Annotated in this window: 17 protein-coding genes; 10 read left to right on the forward strand and 7 right to left on the reverse strand. The window is 61.5% G+C overall.

The features are described from left to right. Window positions 1-39: 39 nt before the first annotated feature. Window positions 40-1,848 carry a monovalent cation:proton antiporter-2 (CPA2) family protein gene (locus QMK52_RS23380; RefSeq protein ID WP_005787577.1) on the forward strand — a complete coding sequence of 603 codons (1,809 nt, stop codon included), beginning with the start codon at window positions 40-42 and terminating at the stop codon, window positions 1,846-1,848. Between the two features lie 72 nt (window positions 1,849-1,920). Further along, complete coding sequence (locus tag QMK52_RS23385; RefSeq protein WP_032876365.1) at window positions 1,921-2,475, forward strand: hypothetical protein; 555 nt, start codon at window positions 1,921-1,923, stop codon at window positions 2,473-2,475. A gap of 28 nt (window positions 2,476-2,503) precedes the next feature. On the opposite strand, the gene QMK52_RS23390 is transcribed toward QMK52_RS23385, so the two are convergent. The 7 genes from QMK52_RS23390 to QMK52_RS23420 all read right to left on the reverse strand — a co-directional run bounded on the left by QMK52_RS23390 (window position 2,504) and on the right by QMK52_RS23420 (window position 9,378). Further along, entirely contained in the window at window positions 2,504-3,220 is a 717-nt protein-coding gene (locus QMK52_RS23390; protein ID WP_320403495.1) for an alpha/beta hydrolase, read from the reverse strand. A 10-nt stretch (window positions 3,221-3,230) separates the two neighbouring features. Further along, the gene (gene cobF / locus QMK52_RS23395) at window positions 3,231-3,986 is read right to left on the reverse strand and encodes a precorrin-6A synthase (deacetylating) (protein ID WP_005787570.1); all 756 of its coding nucleotides are present in this window, start codon (window positions 3,984-3,986) and stop codon (window positions 3,231-3,233) included. Between the two features lie 45 nt (window positions 3,987-4,031). After that, window positions 4,032-4,586, reverse strand: a complete 555-nt coding sequence (locus QMK52_RS23400; RefSeq protein WP_005787569.1) for a histidine phosphatase family protein — start codon at window positions 4,584-4,586, stop codon at window positions 4,032-4,034. An 85-nt stretch (window positions 4,587-4,671) separates the two neighbouring features. After that, window positions 4,672-5,148 (reverse strand): YbjN domain-containing protein, encoded by a 477-nt coding sequence (locus tag QMK52_RS23405; RefSeq protein WP_005787567.1) that lies wholly within the window; start codon window positions 5,146-5,148, stop codon window positions 4,672-4,674. A gap of 144 nt (window positions 5,149-5,292) precedes the next feature. Beyond that, entirely contained in the window at window positions 5,293-6,633 is a 1,341-nt protein-coding gene (locus tag QMK52_RS23410; RefSeq protein ID WP_194440517.1) for an MFS transporter, read from the reverse strand. Between the two features lie 33 nt (window positions 6,634-6,666). Further along, window positions 6,667-8,196 carry a class I adenylate-forming enzyme family protein gene (locus QMK52_RS23415; protein WP_320403496.1) on the reverse strand — a complete coding sequence of 510 codons (1,530 nt, stop codon included), beginning with the start codon at window positions 8,194-8,196 and terminating at the stop codon, window positions 6,667-6,669. A 3-nt stretch (window positions 8,197-8,199) separates the two neighbouring features. Beyond that, a complete protein-coding gene (locus QMK52_RS23420) occupies window positions 8,200-9,378 on the reverse strand; it encodes an acetyl-CoA acetyltransferase (RefSeq protein ID WP_005787560.1) in 1,179 nt (392 codons plus the stop codon). A 130-nt stretch (window positions 9,379-9,508) separates the two neighbouring features. Between QMK52_RS23420 and QMK52_RS23425 the strand changes: the two genes are divergently transcribed. The 8 genes from QMK52_RS23425 to QMK52_RS23460 all read left to right on the forward strand — a co-directional run bounded on the left by QMK52_RS23425 (window position 9,509) and on the right by QMK52_RS23460 (window position 16,136). After that, a complete protein-coding gene (locus QMK52_RS23425) occupies window positions 9,509-10,081 on the forward strand; it encodes a LuxR C-terminal-related transcriptional regulator (protein WP_005787559.1) in 573 nt (190 codons plus the stop codon). Window positions 10,082-10,265: 184 nt separating this feature from the next. Then, a complete protein-coding gene (gene ctlX, locus QMK52_RS23430) occupies window positions 10,266-11,192 on the forward strand; it encodes a citrulline utilization hydrolase CtlX (RefSeq protein ID WP_320403497.1) in 927 nt (308 codons plus the stop codon). A gap of 11 nt (window positions 11,193-11,203) precedes the next feature. Next, window positions 11,204-12,250 (forward strand): ornithine cyclodeaminase, encoded by a 1,047-nt coding sequence (locus QMK52_RS23435; RefSeq protein ID WP_320403498.1) that lies wholly within the window; start codon window positions 11,204-11,206, stop codon window positions 12,248-12,250. A 226-nt stretch (window positions 12,251-12,476) separates the two neighbouring features. Beyond that, window positions 12,477-13,256, forward strand: a complete 780-nt coding sequence (locus tag QMK52_RS23440; protein WP_194440514.1) for an ABC transporter substrate-binding protein — start codon at window positions 12,477-12,479, stop codon at window positions 13,254-13,256. A 132-nt stretch (window positions 13,257-13,388) separates the two neighbouring features. Then, on the forward strand, window positions 13,389-14,090 hold the full coding sequence (locus QMK52_RS23445; RefSeq protein WP_005787550.1) for an ABC transporter permease: 702 nt from the start codon (window positions 13,389-13,391) through the stop codon (window positions 14,088-14,090). Then, window positions 14,087-14,800: an ABC transporter permease gene (locus QMK52_RS23450; protein WP_005787549.1), complete on the forward strand. Its 714-nt coding sequence runs from the start codon at window positions 14,087-14,089 to the stop codon at window positions 14,798-14,800. Before QMK52_RS23445 ends, QMK52_RS23450 begins: the two co-directional genes overlap by 4 nt. A 3-nt stretch (window positions 14,801-14,803) precedes the next feature. Continuing rightward, entirely contained in the window at window positions 14,804-15,634 is an 831-nt protein-coding gene (locus QMK52_RS23455) for an ABC transporter ATP-binding protein (RefSeq protein ID WP_005787547.1), read from the forward strand. Window positions 15,635-15,638: 4 nt separating this feature from the next. After that, window positions 15,639-16,136 (forward strand): Lrp/AsnC family transcriptional regulator, encoded by a 498-nt coding sequence (locus QMK52_RS23460; RefSeq protein WP_005787545.1) that lies wholly within the window; start codon window positions 15,639-15,641, stop codon window positions 16,134-16,136. The last annotated feature ends 51 nt before the right edge of the window (window positions 16,137-16,187 follow it).

Consider the following 16,187-nt stretch of genomic DNA (forward strand, 5'->3'; position numbering starts at 1 on the left):
ATAGTTAGCCGTTGATCCAAGTAAACAATGGAGTTCGCAATGCCCCATGAAGGCAACCTGTTACAAGCGGCCGTAGTGTTCCTGCTCGCTGCCGTGCTCACCGTGCCCCTGGCCAAGCGCCTGCAATTGGGCGCGGTGCTGGGCTATCTGTTTGCCGGTGTGATCATCGGCCCGTCGGTACTCGGCCTGATCGGCAACCCGCAAAGCGTGGCGCAGTTCTCTGAATTGGGGGTGGTGCTGCTGTTGTTCATCATCGGCCTGGAGCTGTCGCCCAAACGCCTGTGGGTGATGCGCAAGGCCGTGTTCGGTGTCGGACTGGCCCAGGTGCTGCTCACCGGGTTGGTCATGGGCGCGGTGGCGCTGTGGCTGTTTGGCCAGCCATGGAACAGCGCCATCGTGCTGGGCCTGGGCCTGGCGCTGTCCTCCACCGCGTTTGGCCTGCAAAGCCTGGCCGAGCGCAAGGAGCTCAACCAGCCCCACGGGCGTCTGGCTTTCGCCATCCTGCTGTTTCAGGACATCGCAGCCATCCCGCTGATCGCCCTCGTCCCCTTGCTGGCCGGCGGCAGCCACCCAACCACCGAAGCCGAGGGCCTGCGCCATGGCTTGCAGGTACTGGGCAGCATCGCCGTGGTGATCATCGGCGGGCGCTACCTGTTGCGTCCGGTGTTTCGCATCGTCGCCAAGACCGGTCTGCGCGAAGTGTCCACCGCGACCGCGCTGCTGGTGGTGATCGGCACCGCCTGGCTGATGGAACTGGTGGGCGTGTCCATGGCCCTGGGGGCGTTCCTCGCCGGCCTGCTGCTGGCAGATTCGGAATACCGCCACGAACTGGAATCCCAGATCGAACCCTTCAAGGGCCTGTTGCTGGGGCTGTTCTTTATCAGCGTGGGCATGGGCGCCAACCTCAGCCTGCTGCTCAGTACGCCACTGGTGGTGATCGGCCTGACCCTGCTGTTGATCGGGTTGAAACTGCCCCTGCTGTACGCCGTTGGCCGCATGGTCGGCGACCTCAATCGCGAAAGCGCCTTGCGCCTCGGCGTGGTGCTGGCGGCCGGGGGTGAATTCGCCTTCGTGGTGTTCAAGATCGGCCGCGACCAAGGCCTGTTCGAACCGCACCTTTACGATGTGCTGGTGCTGACCATCACCCTGTCGATGGCCTTGACTCCGCTGTTGCTGCTGGTGTGTCCGAAGCTGTTCAAACCCAAGGTCAAGCCGGTGGAAGTGCCGGAGGAATACCGCGCCATCGAAAGCGACGCGCCCCGCGTGGTCATTGCCGGCATGGGGCGGATGGGTCAGATTGTGGCGCGGATCCTGCGGGCGCAGAACATTTCGTTTATCGCCCTCGACACCTCGGTGGAAACCATCGAGCTGACCCGCAGTTTTGGCGGTATGCCGGTGTTCTACGGTGACCCCCAGCGCCCGGAAATTCTCCACGCGGCCAAGGTCGATCAGGCGGAGTTCTTCGTCATTGCCATGGACGATCCGGAGATCAACATCAAGACCGCCGCTCTGGTGCGCAGCCTCTACCCGCACATGAAGATCATCGCCCGTGCCCGTAACCGCCAGCACGTACACCGCTTGGTGGACCTGGACGCTTCACCGGTGCGCGAAACCTTCTACTCCAGCCTGGAAATGAGCCGCCGCACCCTGGTCGGCCTTGGTTTGAGCCAGGCTCAGGCCGACGCGCGCATCAACCGCTTCAAGACCCACGACCAGCAAGTGCTCGCCGCGCAACACGCAGTGTACGACGATGCAGCCAAAGTCATGCAAACCGCTCAGGAAGCCCGTACGGAACTGGCGCGCTTGTTTGAAATGGACAGGCTTGAGGAAGAGTCCGACAAGGTGTGACATGGAGAATGAACGAAATTGCGAATTTTCTGACAGAATACGCCGCAATTTCGTTCATCCCTGGAGCGCTACATGGCCACGTTCACCAAGACCGCAGTGCTGCTGGCCCTCGCGCTTACCGCCGGCAGCGTGTTCGCTGCCGCCAAGCCAACCACGCAAAAAATCTCCACCTTGGGTGGCAAGTTCACCTTCAACCTGCCCAAGGCTTACAGCGCTGACACCCTGCCCTCCGGCAAGGCTGAGGACGGCACCGCTGATACCCAGGGCACGCTGTATGCCAACTCGACAACGAAAAGTGTGGTGATCGTCGCCGAAACCGTGCGCAACGATGGGGCAACCATCAAGGATAACGACCCGCAGTTCCTCGATGGTGCCGTGGCCGATTTCGTCAAGGACCAGAGCGCCGCCCTGCCCGATTTCAAGAAGCTGGGCGAGAAGAAACTCACTTACAAGGGTCTCGGCCTGCGCCAGGTTGACAGCAGCGCCACCCAGGGCGGCGGCAAGACCTTGAACTCCACGTTCCTGGGCGGTTCCGGCAACCATCTGCTGGTGATCCAGGCGATTTCCCGGGCCGATGATGTGAAGGGGCATGCGGCATTGGTGAAGCAGATTACGGGCGGCAAGTAACCGCCCCTCCCACATTTTTTACTGCATTTCACTTCAGGCTTTTCTCTAGCCAGGCTTTCAAGTCCTGCACTTCCGCTTCGCTGATCGTGTGATTCATCCCCGGGTATTCATGAAACTCCGGCTTGAGCCCCAACCCCACCAGCACCTTATCTGCCTGCGTGGCCGAGCTGAAGGGCAGCGCCTGGTCCAAGGTGCCATGGCCGATAAAAATCGCCAGTTTGCTCATGGACGCATCAGGCTTCAGCGCAGACCTGAGTACCGGTAGCACGCTGCCACTGAGCGCGGCGATACCGCGTACCAACTCGGGTTCACGCAAGGCCACCTCGTAAGACATGATCGCGCCCTGGCTGAACCCCACCAGGAATACCCGATCGCTTTGGGTGTGGTACTTGGCGGTAGCCTTGACCACAAAGTCCCTGATCAGTCGGGCGCTGCTGAACAGTTCATCGGTCTCGCCGTTGTACTCAGGCTCATCAGTCTTGGTAAACCAACGATAACCGCGAAGTTCCACCGGCAGCGGCGCACGCACCGACAGGTAGGTCCAGGTGGATGGCAACGCGTCCTTGATACCAAACAGGTCTTCCTCGTTGCTGCCAAAACCATGCAGGAAGATCACCAGCGGCTGGTTGCGCGCATCGCTCTGGGTTTGTTCCAGGTAGGACAACGGCAAGTCGGTGTGCAAGCCGGTATCGGCATGAACGGCGCCGGCCACCAGGGCCAATGCGAGGGCAAGCTGTTTGAGCATCGGATTTACCTCAGGGTTTGCGCAACAAATAGGTGTCCATGATCCAGCCGTTTTCCAGGCGCGCCGCCTTGCGTACCCGTTCAATCTCTTGCGCCACGTGGGCCACTTTACCGCTGATCAGGATTTCGTCAGGCGTGCCCAGGTAGGCGCCCCAGTAAATATCCAGGTCCTGATCCGCTACGCTGCGGTAGGAATCTTCTGCGTCGAGCATCACCACCAGGGTATCGGCATCACTGGCCTGCCCCGCCGCCAGGCGACGTCCCGTGGTGATTTCGACGGACTTGCCGATACGGTTCAACGGCACCTTATGCTGGGCCGCCAGCGCCTGCACGCTGGTGATGCCGGGGATCACCTCGAACTCGAACACGCACCGGCCACTGGCCAGGATCGCCTGCAAGATACGAATGGTGCTGTCGTACAGCGCAGGATCCCCCCAGGCCAGGAACGCCCCCACTTCACCGTCGGCCATTTCTTCGTTGATCATGCGCTCGAAGGTGTGCTGCTTATCGCGGTTAAGGTCCTGCACGGCGGTGGTGTAGTCGATGTCACCGCGTACGCGCTCAGGGCAATCGGCCTCGACAAAACGGTAGCCGGGCTCGGTGATGTAGGTCTGGCAGATCTCACGGCGCAGGTCGATCAGCTTGTCCTTGCTCTGGCCCTTGTCCATCAGGAAGAACACGTCGGTACGGTTCAGCGCCTTCACGGCCTGCATCGTGATGTAGTCAGGGTTGCCGGCGCCAATGCCGATGATCAGGATGCGTTTCATGGGGTGCTCTCAGTGCGGGGCGTTGATTTTGCCATGATCTGCACGTCAGGCGTGAGTTTCCAGGCGCAGGCGCCACACACCATTGAAGCGCAACTCAGTGGCCGACAGGGGCTCGACGTCGATCCGATAGAACATCGAGACCGGGAACTGCATGACGGAGAGCATCGCGGCGCGAATCACGAACGGGTGGGTCACGGCGACTGTATGGCCAGGGTGGGTTTCGAGAGATTCGAGCCATTGGCCCACACGCGCACAGAGCTGATCCACCGACTCGCCGCCATGGGGTGCGCGGGTGCTGTCGGCGCTCCAGGCCTTTAATTCCTGGCTATCGAGTTGGCTGATGTCCTGGCCTTTCCATGAACCGAGATCAACATCGCGCAACGCCATTTCCACCTCGGCGTGGGCGCCGAACAAGCCGGCTGTCTGGCGGGCCCTGGCTTCGGGGCCGCAGAGCAGGCGTGGCTGTTTTTTGTAGCGTCCGGCCAGGGAGCAAGCAGCACTTTGCCAGTCCATCGAGACGGACTCATCGTCGGGAAAACGCCCATGTTTTTGCAGGGGGGTGATGGCGTGGCAGATCAGGGTCAAACGGGTGGCGAGCATCGCACTTCACTCTGTTTTCGGTATGTTACTGCACCCCCAGTGTGAAGGATGTACCTGTGGGAGGGGCTTGCCCCCCCACATTTAATCAGGCGGATGCACTTTCACTGAGCGGCGCGGCTACGGCCTGGGCCTGCAACTGCGCGGCTTGCTGGCTGTATTCGCGCAGGTAGACGATAAATTCCTGCAACAGGCGGTCCCACAGTTCCAACTGGCTACGCAGATGCGAAGCGCCGACACCGGCAACCACCACGTCCATCTCCATCAACAGAAACTCACCCTGCACCGACAACCGCGCAAAGCGCCGCGAGGCATTCCACACCTGAGCCAGCCCCTCGGGCAATTCACCCTGCACCCGCAGGGCGCAGCTGTAGGTAAAGTCCACATAACTGCCCTGCTCGGCCGCCGGGTTGCCAAAGCGCACGGCAAAACCGATGCCCTGACTGGCGCTGAGCAATTGCACAACGCCGTTCTGCTCAGACTGGTTGACCCGATACCCGGCTTCCTGCAACAGCTCGGTGAGGCTTTGAATGGATACGCTGGTGATCAGTTGAACATCGCTCATAGTGGTCTCTTCCTTGTTGATCATTGATTAAGGCGGTGTGCGAGCATCGAACCGATTAAGGTATAGCTCATCGCCAAAACCTTGGGTCAATTCATTGGAAATGACCCATTCTCATCACAACAACGGCTGACCACCTTTTTTCGATCATGCTGCATCAGTCAGATAAGCGTCGGCTATGAGGCCGTCTTCGGGAGCAGGCCCCCTCCCACATGCGACAAAATCCTCCTTGCGCAACACCACCAATGCCACCAACGACACCACCCCGGTGGCCACGTAGAAGTACCACGGCGAAGTAATGTCCCCGGTCACCTTGATCAACCAGGTGGAAATCAACGGCGCACTGCCGCCAAACACCGCCACCGGCACGTTGTATGCCACTGCAATCCCGGTGGAGCGAATCCGCGTCGGCAGCAGCTCACTCATCAACGCGTAGGTCGACGACGCATACAGCCCGAACAGAATCGCCACCGCCATCAACGGTGCGAAGAACGACGCCGGGGTCGCGGTAGGTGCCGACTTGAACAGCCAGAACATCGCCAGGGTCGCCAGCGTGCCGATCACCATCAGGAACGGCTTGCGCCCGTATTTATCGGTAAATGCCCCGCCAAACGGCATCACGAAGGCGGCCGAGAAACTGGCAACGAACACGTAGAGCAAGGTGGTGCCGCTGTCGAACTTGAGGATCTTGGCCATGTAGGTCGAGGCGAAGGTCAGCACCAGGTAGAAGATCGAGCTGTGCAAGGTGATGATAAAGAACACCAGGGCAATCGCGCGCTTCCACTGCCAGACCTCCCGCAGCGGCGCCCGCGAGGTTTGCCCGGCGCGTTGCAGGGCTAAAAACTCGGGGCTGTCTTCAAGCTTGAGGCGGATGTACATGGAGATAAAGCCCAGGGGCGCAGCGATCAGGAACGGTACGCGCCAGGCCCATTCCTGCATGACCTCGGCGCCCAGCACCCAGGTCATGCCATTGGCCACGGCGCCGCCCAGCAACAGGCCGAGCACAGCGGTGACCATCAACCAGCAGGTGGCGAAGCCGCGGCGACCGGGCCCGGCGTATTCGGAGATAAAGCTGGTGACCGTGCCGATTTCGCCGCCCGCCGAGAAGCCCTGCACGCAGCGCACCAGGATCAGCAGGATCGGCGCGGCGATGCCCAGGCTGGCGTAGGTCGGCAACAACCCCAGCATCACCGTGGAACCGGTCATCATCACCAGCGCCATGATCAGGGTTTTGCGCCGGCCGATCTTGTCTGCCAGCGGGCCGAAGAACAGCCCACCCAGAGGGCGGATAAAGAAGCTCAGGGCAAACGCGGCGAAGCTGGCCAGCAGGCTGGTGGTGGGGTCATCGGAGACGAAGAACGCCTGGCCGATATAGACCGCGAGAAACCCATAGACGCCGTAGTCGTACCACTCGATCAAGTGGCCCGAGGTGGCGCCCAGAAACGCTCGGCGGCGCTTGCGGACAGTGTCTTGTGCGGGATTGCCCATCGTGGGGACTCCTTGTCTGATTATCGATCCATGTCAAAGCGCGGCGATACTCGCTGCTTTCAACCACTGCCGCAAGTCGGTCTTGAGAATCTTGCCGTAGCTGTTCTTGGGCAAGTCGCTGCGCCACACATATTTTTTCGGTTTCTTGAACGAGGCCATGCGCGCCAGGAACCAGGCGGTGAGTTCGCCCTCATCCAGGGGCTGGCCGCTGCGCGTCACCACAAATGCCACCACCGACTCGCCCCACTGAGCGTCCGGCTCGCCCACCACGCACACCTCAAACACCTGCGGATGCTGGGCCAGTACTTCCTCGACTTCACGCGGGTAGACGTTGCTGCCGCCGCTGATGATCACGTCCTTGGAGCGATCCGTCAGGGTCAGATAGCCGGCCGCGTCGAGATAGCCGATATCACCGGTCAGCAGCCAGCCGTCCACCAAGGTTTGGCCAGTGGCCTGCGGGTTGCGCCAGTAGCCTTGCATCACGGTGGCGCCACGCACCGCGATTTCGCCGCGCTCGCCGGTGGGCAAAGGCTGGTGCGCAGTATCGAGAATACGGATTTCCACACAGGACTGCGCGTGGCCCACCGAAGCGGCCAGGCTGGCCCAGTCGGGGCGTTGGCGATCGGCAATCACTGCACGGGGCAACACGCTGATGGTCATGGGGCTCTCGCCCTGACCGTAGATCTGCACCAGGCGCGGCCCGAAGGTGTCGGCGGCTTCACGCAGATCGGCCAGGTACATCGGGCCGCCGCCATACACGATGGTCTTGATGCCAGCGCCGTGATAATCCTGGCGCCGTGCCTGCTCGACCATGCACTTGACCATGGTCGGCGCGGCAAACAGCGACACATTGCCCACCTGCTCGGCCAGCCCGAACAGCTCGGCGGCGTCGAAGCCATGGGAGGCCGGCACCACGTGGCGTGCGCCGCAGCGCACATGGATGAAGTTATACAGGCCAGCACCGTGGGACATCGGCGCGGCATACACTGCCGCATCGTCGGTGCTGACCGCATCGACATCTGTGGCGTAGCACAGCGACATGGCGACCAGGTTGCCGTGGGACAGCATCACGCCCTTGGAGCGCCCTGTCGTGCCGGAGGTATAGAACAGCCAGGCGAGGTCCTGGTCGTGGCGTGGCACCGGTTGTTCCAGGGTCGGCCAGCCAGTGTTGGGAGGTAAGAGGTGGCCGTCCAGCTCCTTGCAGCGCGGGGGCAAATCCCGCGATGAGAACACCCGGCCGCCATCGGTAAAGATCAAGCGTGCCTCGGCGTTATCGGCAATCCACGCCGCTTCGCTGGGATGCAGTTTGGCATTGATCGGCACTGCCACGGCGCCCATCCACCAGATGGCGTAGAGCAACTCCAGGTAGTCGCAGCTGTTTTTCATCAGCAGCGCCACCGCGTCCCCCGGCACCAGGCCGTGCTGGTCCACCAGGTGCGCGGCGCGTTGGCGCACGTGGGCGGCGAAGGTGGCGTAGTCGGCCACTTGGGTGGTGCCGTTGAACAGCGCCGGGCGTTGCGGGGCCCGACGCTGGGTGTCGTGCAGCCAGTTGGCAATGTTCATGGCTCAGCTCCGGCGTGCCTGCAGGACCGATGCGTAGTTGGCCACCGCCATGCCGCCCATGTTGAACACCAGGCCGAACTCCGGGTTGGGCACCGCCAGGCCAATCGGTTCGCCGGTCAATTGCCGGAACGCCAAGGCATGCATGGACACCCCCGTTGCACCGACCGGATGCCCCTTGGCCTTGAGCCCGCCGGAAAGGTTGACCGGCAAGCGCCCGCCGGCGCGCACCACGCCGCTGTCGAGCACGCGATGCCCTTCGCCTTTGGGCGCCAGGCCCATGGCTTCGTAGATCAGCAGCTCGGCAATGGTGAAACAGTCGTGCACCTCGGCGAAGCTCAGGTCTGCCAGGGTCACATTCGCTGCGCGCAGCGCCGCATGGATCGCTCGTTGCGGGCCTTCAAAGGCGAGGATGTCGCGCTGGGCGATGGGCAAGGTGTCATTGACCTGGGTCATCGCCCGGATCTGCACCTCGCGACGAAACGCCCGCGCACGTTTGGGTGACGCCAGAATAATCGCGGCGGCGCCGTCGCTGATCAGCGAGCAGTCCGTCAGGCGCAGGGAGTCGGCCACGAACGGGTTGCTTTGGGACACATTGTTGCAGTGCTCGAAATTCATCTCCCGATGCATCTGCGCCAGCGGGTTGGCCATGGCGTTGGAGTGATTCTTGGTGGCGATGGCGGCCATCGAGCCCAGCGGGCAGTGATAGCGCTCGGCGTATTGCCGGGCGGCGCGGCCGAACAATTGCGGGAAACTCAGGCCGGCTTCGGCCGGGTCGTTCTGATAGCCGGCGCCGGCCAGCGCTTGGGTGACCGCGGCGGTGCTGGTGTGGGTCATCTTTTCGGCGCCCACCACCAGCACCAACTCGGCGCTGCCGGAGAGAATCGCGTTGACTCCCGCCTGAATCGCCGCCGAACCCGAAGCGCAGGCGTTTTCGCAGCGGGTGGCAGGTTTGAAGCGCAGCCCGGGGTCGGCCTGCAACAGCAACGAGGCGGCAAAGCCGTCGGGCACCAGCCCCGAGTTGAAATGCCCCAGGAACAGCGCGTCGATTTGCGACGCATCAATCGCAGCGTCGCTCAGGGCTTCACGGGTAACCTGGACGATCAGGTCTTCCAGCGTGGTGCCTTCCAGGCGACCAAAGCGGGAGTGACCAGCGGCAACAATGGAGACGCAATCAGCAGGCATAATCAATTTCTTCTGTTCTTGATCCGGACTTTACTTACAATGACCCCCCCCTGGTCCCGCGCCAATTCGTGTAACTACTTACATGGGTAAGTAGCGCGCCAGGGCATTGAACAACGAGGCAGGATGCCCCATGAACGCGCTTGCACAGCAATTTCCCGACCTCGAACGCCTGGCGTTCAAGCTGTCCCCAGCCCCGCAGATCGTCACCAGCGACCGGGTAATACTCGACTGCAACGATGCCTTCCTGAAGCTGTTCGGCTATACGCGCCAGGCGCTGGTCAATCAGTTAACCCTGCTGATCTACCCGTCCCAGGCCGACTACCATGCCATCGGCAAGCGCAGCCATGACTGGCTGCTCGACAGCGACAACGGCTTTTATTCCGATGAGCGCTTCATGCAGCACCATAATGGCGAAGTGTTCTGGGCCAAGTCCCACGGCTACACCCTCACCCCCAAAGACCCGTTCAAGCTGATGATCTGGCACTTCGAACGCCTGGATCGCCTGCATCAGGGCACCGGCGACCTCACACCGCGGGAGCGGGAAATCGCCATGCACATCGTCAATGGTTTCAAGTCCAAGGAAATCGCCCTGCGCCTGGCGATTTCCCACCGCACGGTGGAAGTGCACCGGGCGCGGTTGATGAAGAAATTGCAGGCCAAGACCGTGGTGGAGTTGGTGTCGAAGATCATTATGGTGGCGTGACAGGTAACGGCTATTGAGCAGGTTGCCCCCCTACATGTGAGCACATTTCAATCCGGCAGCCGATTCAGCTGCCTTATCCACCTTTTCAGCTTTCCCGGCTGAGCCGCCCCGCTGTTTCAGCCGGGATCCTCCCACCCTATGGCACAAAATAGCTTCACAAGATCCCCCATGGACCCGTGCCCCCATGCAAACCACCAACACCGTCCTGATGATTCGCCCGGCGCGTTTTGCCTTCAACCCGGATACCGCGATCAACAACCGTTTTCAACGCCCGCCGCCGGACCCGCTCAGTGCACAGCACAAAGCGCTGGAAGAATTCGACGGCTATGTCGACACCCTGCGCAGTCACGGCGTGGAGGTGCTGGTGGTGCAGGACACTCCGGCCCCTCACACCCCGGACTCGATCTTTCCCAATAATTGGTGGAGCAGCCACGCCGACGGCAGCCTGGTGCTCTATCCCATGCAAGGCCAGAACCGACGACTGGAGCGCAACAAGGGCGTGCTGCAAGTTCTGGAGCAGCGCTTTGCGATCAACACCACCATCGACCTCAGCCACCTGGAACAACAGGACATCTTCCTCGAAGGCACCGGCAGTATGGTGCTCGACCGCCAGCACCGCATCAGCTACGCCTGCCACTCCGGGCGCACCCATCACGCGGCGCTGCGCCAGTTTGCCGAACGTCTGGACTACAAACTCTGCGTGTTCCACGCCCTGGACCGCCACCACGCGCCGATCTACCACAGCAACGTGATGATGAGCGTCGGTCGCGACCTCGCAGTGGTGTGCCTGCAAGCCCTGCCCGACGAGCGCGAGCGCCTGGCCCTGGAACGCTCACTGCGCGACACCGGCAAGGACATCCTCGCCCTCGACTTCGACCAGTTGGAAGCCTTCGCCGGCAACATGCTCGAAGTCCACGACCGTGACGGCCAACCGCTGCTGGTGATGTCCGCCAGCGCCTGGCGCGCGTTGCAACCGGCGCAGCGCCAGCAGGTGGAGCGCCATACGCGACCAGTGGTGGTGAATATCGACAACATCGAACGCATCGGCGGCGGCAGTGCCCGTTGCATGTTGGCCGAAGTGCATCTGCCGATCCGCCCCTCATTTCAATAAGGAGTCTTGCCATGACCCGTTATATCGACGTCAACGACCTCAGCTACCTGGTTTCGCAAAAAGGTGTGCAAACCTGCATCACCGAGATGGCCGAGTACATCCGTGCCGACTACCTGCGCTGGCAGGACTTCGAGAAATGCGCACGCCTGGCCAACCATTCACTGGATGGCGTGATCGAGTTGATGCCCGTCTCGGACGCCTCGCTGTACGCGTTCAAATACGTCAACGGCCACCCGAAAAACACTCTGGCCGGTATGTTGACCGTGATGGCCTTTGGCGCCTTGGGCGATGTGGATACCGGCAAACCCGTGCTGCTGGCGGAAATGACCCTGACTACCGCCATCCGCACCGCTGCCACCTCGGCCCTGGTCGCCCGCTACCTGGCGCGCGACAACAGCCGCAGCATGGCGTTGATCGGCAACGGCTGCCAAAGCGAATTCCAGGCCCTGGCCTTCCACGCCATGCTTGGCATTAACGAAATTCGCCTGTTCGATATCGACGCCAAGGCCACCGCCAAACTCGCCGCCAACCTCAAGGCGTTTCCGGCGATCAAGGTGATCCTCGCTGACAGCGTGGCCGAGGCGGTCAAAGGCGCGGATATCGTCACCACCGTCACCGCCGACAAGGCTTATGCAACCATCCTCACCGACGAGATGATCGAACCGGGTATGCACCTCAATGCCGTGGGTGGCGATTGCCCGGGCAAGACCGAGCTGGACCGGCGCATCGTCGAACGCGCCCGGGTGATCGTGGAATACGAACCGCAAAGCCGCATCGAAGGTGAGATCCAGCACATGCCTGAGGATTCGCCGGTGACCGAGTTGTGGCAAGTGATCAACGGCCAGCAGCCCGGCCGCGAGAATGCGCGCCAGATCACTCTGTTCGACTCGGTGGGTTTTGCCATCGAAGACTACTCGGCCCTGCGCTATGTACTGGACGTCGCCACGGCGTTGGACGTGGGCAGCGAGCTGGAACTGGTACCCGACCTGGCTGACCCCAAAGACCTGTTTGCCCGCCTGGCCCGGCAACCGGTCGCACAGCACAAAAAGCGCGCCTGAGACCGCTCTGGCCTGCCGCTTTGCGTCGAGGGCAGGCCGGACCTCGCTGGGTTAAAAGCCGATTCAGCGGGTGCAACAGCCGATTGCGCTGCATTGTTGGTTTTAACAGCGCAATTTGCGCTTTGTGCAGGGGGTAAACGACACAAAAAACGCACCATCATGAAGCATTCTCTGCTCCCAGTTATTCACTGCCCTGACATCAATTACAAAATATAGGGACCTCCACATGACTCCACTGCGATCACTCTTCGCTGCGTTGCTGTTGCCTCTGTGCGCCACCGCCGCCCACGCCCAGGACTGGAAAGAAATCCGTTTCGGCGTGTTCCCCGAATACCCACCCTTCGAATCCGTGGCCGCCGACGGCAGCCTGCAAGGCTTCGATATTGAACTGGGCAACGCGATCTGCGCCAGGCTCGAAGTGAAATGCACCTGGGTGCACAATGAATTCGACGGCATGATCCCGGCCCTGCGTGCGCGCAAGTTCGACGCCATCATGTCCTCCATGGCCGTGACCCCCGCTCGCGAAAAAGTCATCGACTTTACCGATCGCCTGTTCCTCAGCCCCACCTCGGTGATCACGCGCAAAGGCGCCGACTTCGGCGATACCCCGGAATCGCTCAAGGGCAAGCAGGTCGGCGTGCTGCAAGGCTCGCTGCAGGAAGCCTACGCCCGAGCGCACCTGGCCAGGCTGGGCGCGCAGATCAAGGCGTACCAGTCTCAAGAGCAGAACTACGCCGACCTGCAAAACGGGCGCCTCGACGCCACCCTGACCGACAAACTCGAAGCCCAGCTCAACTTCCTGTCCAAGCCCGAAGGCGCCGACTTCAAGACCGGCCCGGCCTTCAAGGACCCGACCCTGCCGCTGGACATCGCCATGGGCCTGCGCAAGAACGACCAGGCACTGCGTGAGCTGATCAACAAAGGCATCGCCGCCGTCCAGGCCGATGGCACCTACGCGCAGATCCAGAAGAAATACTTCGGCGATCAAGATATCTACAACGAGTGATGTCCGCGCCCCTGTAGGAGCGAGCTTGCTCGCGAAAAGCGTCAACGATAACGCGTTAAGCCAGCATGAACGCGGCGCCCTTGAGTTTTTCGCGAGCAAGCTCGCTCCTACATATAAAGAGATCTCCTTCCCATGAACGAACTCCTCAACCTGCAAGGCTACGGCCCAATGCTGGCCCAGGGTGCCTGGATGACGCTCAAGCTGGCCTTCCTCGCCCTGGCCCTGAGCCTCACTCTGGGCCTGGTCGCCGCGGGCGCAAAACTTTCCAGCGCCAGATGGCTGCGCGTACCGGCCACCCTCTACACCACACTGATCCGCAGCGTGCCGGACCTGGTGTTGATCCTGCTGATCTTCTACAGCCTGCAACTGTGGCTCAACGACCTGACTGAAGTGTTCGGCTGGGACTACTTTGAAATCGACCCGTTCACCGCCGGGGTGGTCACCCTGGGATTTATCTACGGCGCGTATTTCACCGAGAACTTCCGTGGCGCGATCCTCAGCGTACCGGTGGGCCAGTTGGAAGCCGCGACGGCTTATGGCCTGAGCCGCTGGCAGCGCTTCCACCTGGTGCTGTTCCCACAACTGATGCGTTTTGCCCTGCCGGGCCTGGGCAATAACTGGCTGGTGCTGCTCAAGTCCACGGCGCTGGTGTCGATCATCGGCCTGTCAGACCTGGTCAAGGCCGCGCAAAACGCCGGCAAGTCCACCAGCGAGCCACTGTACTTCCTGATCCTCGCGGGCCTGGTGTACCTGCTGATCACTACCCTCTCCAACCGCATCTTCAAGCGCCTCGAACGGCGCTATAACCTGGGCATCAAGGGGATGGCGCGATGATAGAACTGTTCCAGCAATACGGCCTGGCCTACCTGTTCAGCGATGGCAGCGGCTTGTCCGGCGTCGCCATGACCTTGTGGCTGTTCATCATCTCGGTGGTGCTCGGTTTTTGCCTGTCGATCCCCCTGGCGCTAGCGCGGGTTTCGCAGCATTTCTGGCTGCGCTGGCCGGTGGAGGTCTACACCTATCTGTTCCGTGGCACGCCGCTGTATATCCAACTGTTGATCTGCTACACCGGGCTGTACAGCCTGGAGGTGGTGCAGGACAACGCCCTGCTCAACCAGTTTTTCCGCAATGCGCTGAACTGCACCTTGTTGGCGTTTGTGCTCAACACCTGTGCCTACACCGTGGAAATCTTCGCCGGGGCGATCCGCAATATTCCCCACGGCGAAATCGAAGCGGCACGCGCCTATGGCCTGCACGGCTGGCGCCTGAATCTGTTCGTGGTGGTACCCGCCGCATTGCGCCGCGCATTACCGGCCTACAGCAATGAAATGATCCTGATGCTGCACGCCACGTCACTGGCGTTTACCGCCACCGTTGCCGACATCCTCAAGGTAGCCCGCGATGCGAATGCCGAAACCTTCCTGACCTTTCAGGCGTTTGGTATCGCTGCCCTGCTCTACATGTTGCTGTCCTTTGCACTGGTGGGCCTGTTTCGGCTGGCCGAACGTCGCTGGATGCGTTTTCTTGTTCCTACCCGAGGCTAACCCATGAATCAGTCCGCGCAGGCCCTGGCCGCTTATCCGGTGGATGTACCGGTTGTCGAAACTGCAACCGCCGCCATCAAGCTTCAAGTCGAAGGCATTCATAAACGCTACGGCGAACACGAAGTGCTCAAAGGTGTGTCCCTCAATGCCCGTCAAGGCGATGTGATCAGTCTGATCGGCGCCAGCGGCTCGGGCAAAAGCACCATGCTGCGTTGCATCAACTTTCTTGAACAGCCGGACGCAGGCGTCATCACCCTGGACGGCATCAGCATCGAAATGCAGCGAGGCCGTGCCGGCTCCCGCGCGCCGCACCAGGCACAACTGCAAAACCTGCGCACGCGCCTGGCCATGGTGTTCCAGCACTTCAACCTGTGGAGTCACATGACGGTGCTGGAAAACATCACCATGGCCCCGCGCCGGGTGCTGAATGTGAGCGCCACCGAGGCGGAAAAACGTGCGCGCCTGTACCTGGACAAAGTCGGCTTGCCAGGCCGCGTGGCGGATCAATACCCGGCGTTCCTCTCGGGTGGCCAGCAGCAACGCGTGGCGATTGCGCGGGCATTGGCGATGGAGCCGGAGATTATCCTGTTCGACGAACCGACCTCAGCCCTCGACCCGGAACTTGTAGGCGAAGTGCTCAAAGTCATACAGACGTTGGCCGAGGAAGGCCGTACCATGTTGATGGTCACCCACGAAATGGGCTTTGCCCGCCAGGTGTCCAGCCAAGTGCTGTTCCTGCATCAGGGCCGGGTCGAGGAACACGGCGGCGCCGAGATCCTCGACCACCCCAACAGCGAACGCTTGCAGCAATTTCTTTCCAACCGTTTGAAGTGAACTCATGGATACCAAGGCCAACGGACCCCACTCCTCCCCTGCGCTGGATCGCATCGACGAGGCGATCATCGACGTGCTCAGGCACCAGGGGCGCATCACCTATGAAAAACTCTCGTCGCTGGTGCACCTGACCCCCAGGCCATGCCTGGAGCGGGTGCGCAAGTTGGAGCGACGCGGGGTGATCCGTGGGTATGGGGCGATCATCGATGTGCAGATGGTCTCACCAGGGCTGTCGCTGCTGGTGCTGGTGGCCTTGTCCAACCAGAGCGGGCGCTCGGCGCAAAAGGCCTTCGAAGCCTGCGTCAAAGCCTGCCCGCAGGTGTTCGAATGCCAGTTGATCAGCGGGCCGTTCGACTACAGCCTGCGTATGCGCTGCCGGGATATGGAGCATTATCGGGTGCTGACCGAGATCTGGTTGAACAATGACGAGTTGCACATCGATAAGCTGGTGGCGCATCCGGAGCTCGCGGTGGTCAAGAACACCGCCACCGAACTGGCCTGATACCCACTCCCCCAGGCTGCGAAAACCAAATGTGGGAGCTGGCTTGCCTGC

The sequence above is a fragment of the Pseudomonas sp. P9_2 genome, assembly GCF_034008255.1.
Taxonomy (GTDB): domain Bacteria; phylum Pseudomonadota; class Gammaproteobacteria; order Pseudomonadales; family Pseudomonadaceae; genus Aquipseudomonas; species Aquipseudomonas synxantha_A.

Coding starts and splice junctions, on each gene's coding strand:
- QMK52_RS23380 (WP_005787577.1), top strand. CDS start 40: ATGCCCCATGAAGGCAACCTGTTACAAGCGGCCGTAGTGTTCCTGCTC.
- cobF (WP_005787570.1), bottom strand. CDS start 3,986: ATGAAACGCATCCTGATCATCGGCATTGGCGCCGGCAACCCTGACTAC.
- QMK52_RS23455 (WP_005787547.1), top strand. CDS start 14,804: ATGAATCAGTCCGCGCAGGCCCTGGCCGCTTATCCGGTGGATGTACCG.
- QMK52_RS23435 (WP_320403498.1), top strand. CDS start 11,204: ATGACCCGTTATATCGACGTCAACGACCTCAGCTACCTGGTTTCGCAA.
- QMK52_RS23440 (WP_194440514.1), top strand. CDS start 12,477: ATGACTCCACTGCGATCACTCTTCGCTGCGTTGCTGTTGCCTCTGTGC.
- QMK52_RS23390 (WP_320403495.1), bottom strand. CDS start 3,220: ATGCTCAAACAGCTTGCCCTCGCATTGGCCCTGGTGGCCGGCGCCGTT.
- QMK52_RS23385 (WP_032876365.1), top strand. CDS start 1,921: ATGGCCACGTTCACCAAGACCGCAGTGCTGCTGGCCCTCGCGCTTACC.
- QMK52_RS23420 (WP_005787560.1), bottom strand. CDS start 9,378: ATGCCTGCTGATTGCGTCTCCATTGTTGCCGCTGGTCACTCCCGCTTT.
- QMK52_RS23405 (WP_005787567.1), bottom strand. CDS start 5,148: ATGAGCGATGTTCAACTGATCACCAGCGTATCCATTCAAAGCCTCACC.
- QMK52_RS23400 (WP_005787569.1), bottom strand. CDS start 4,586: ATGCTCGCCACCCGTTTGACCCTGATCTGCCACGCCATCACCCCCCTG.
- QMK52_RS23460 (WP_005787545.1), top strand. CDS start 15,639: ATGGATACCAAGGCCAACGGACCCCACTCCTCCCCTGCGCTGGATCGC.
- ctlX (WP_320403497.1), top strand. CDS start 10,266: ATGCAAACCACCAACACCGTCCTGATGATTCGCCCGGCGCGTTTTGCC.
- QMK52_RS23425 (WP_005787559.1), top strand. CDS start 9,509: ATGAACGCGCTTGCACAGCAATTTCCCGACCTCGAACGCCTGGCGTTC.
- QMK52_RS23450 (WP_005787549.1), top strand. CDS start 14,087: ATGATAGAACTGTTCCAGCAATACGGCCTGGCCTACCTGTTCAGCGAT.
- QMK52_RS23410 (WP_194440517.1), bottom strand. CDS start 6,633: ATGGGCAATCCCGCACAAGACACTGTCCGCAAGCGCCGCCGAGCGTTT.
- QMK52_RS23415 (WP_320403496.1), bottom strand. CDS start 8,196: ATGAACATTGCCAACTGGCTGCACGACACCCAGCGTCGGGCCCCGCAA.
- QMK52_RS23445 (WP_005787550.1), top strand. CDS start 13,389: ATGAACGAACTCCTCAACCTGCAAGGCTACGGCCCAATGCTGGCCCAG.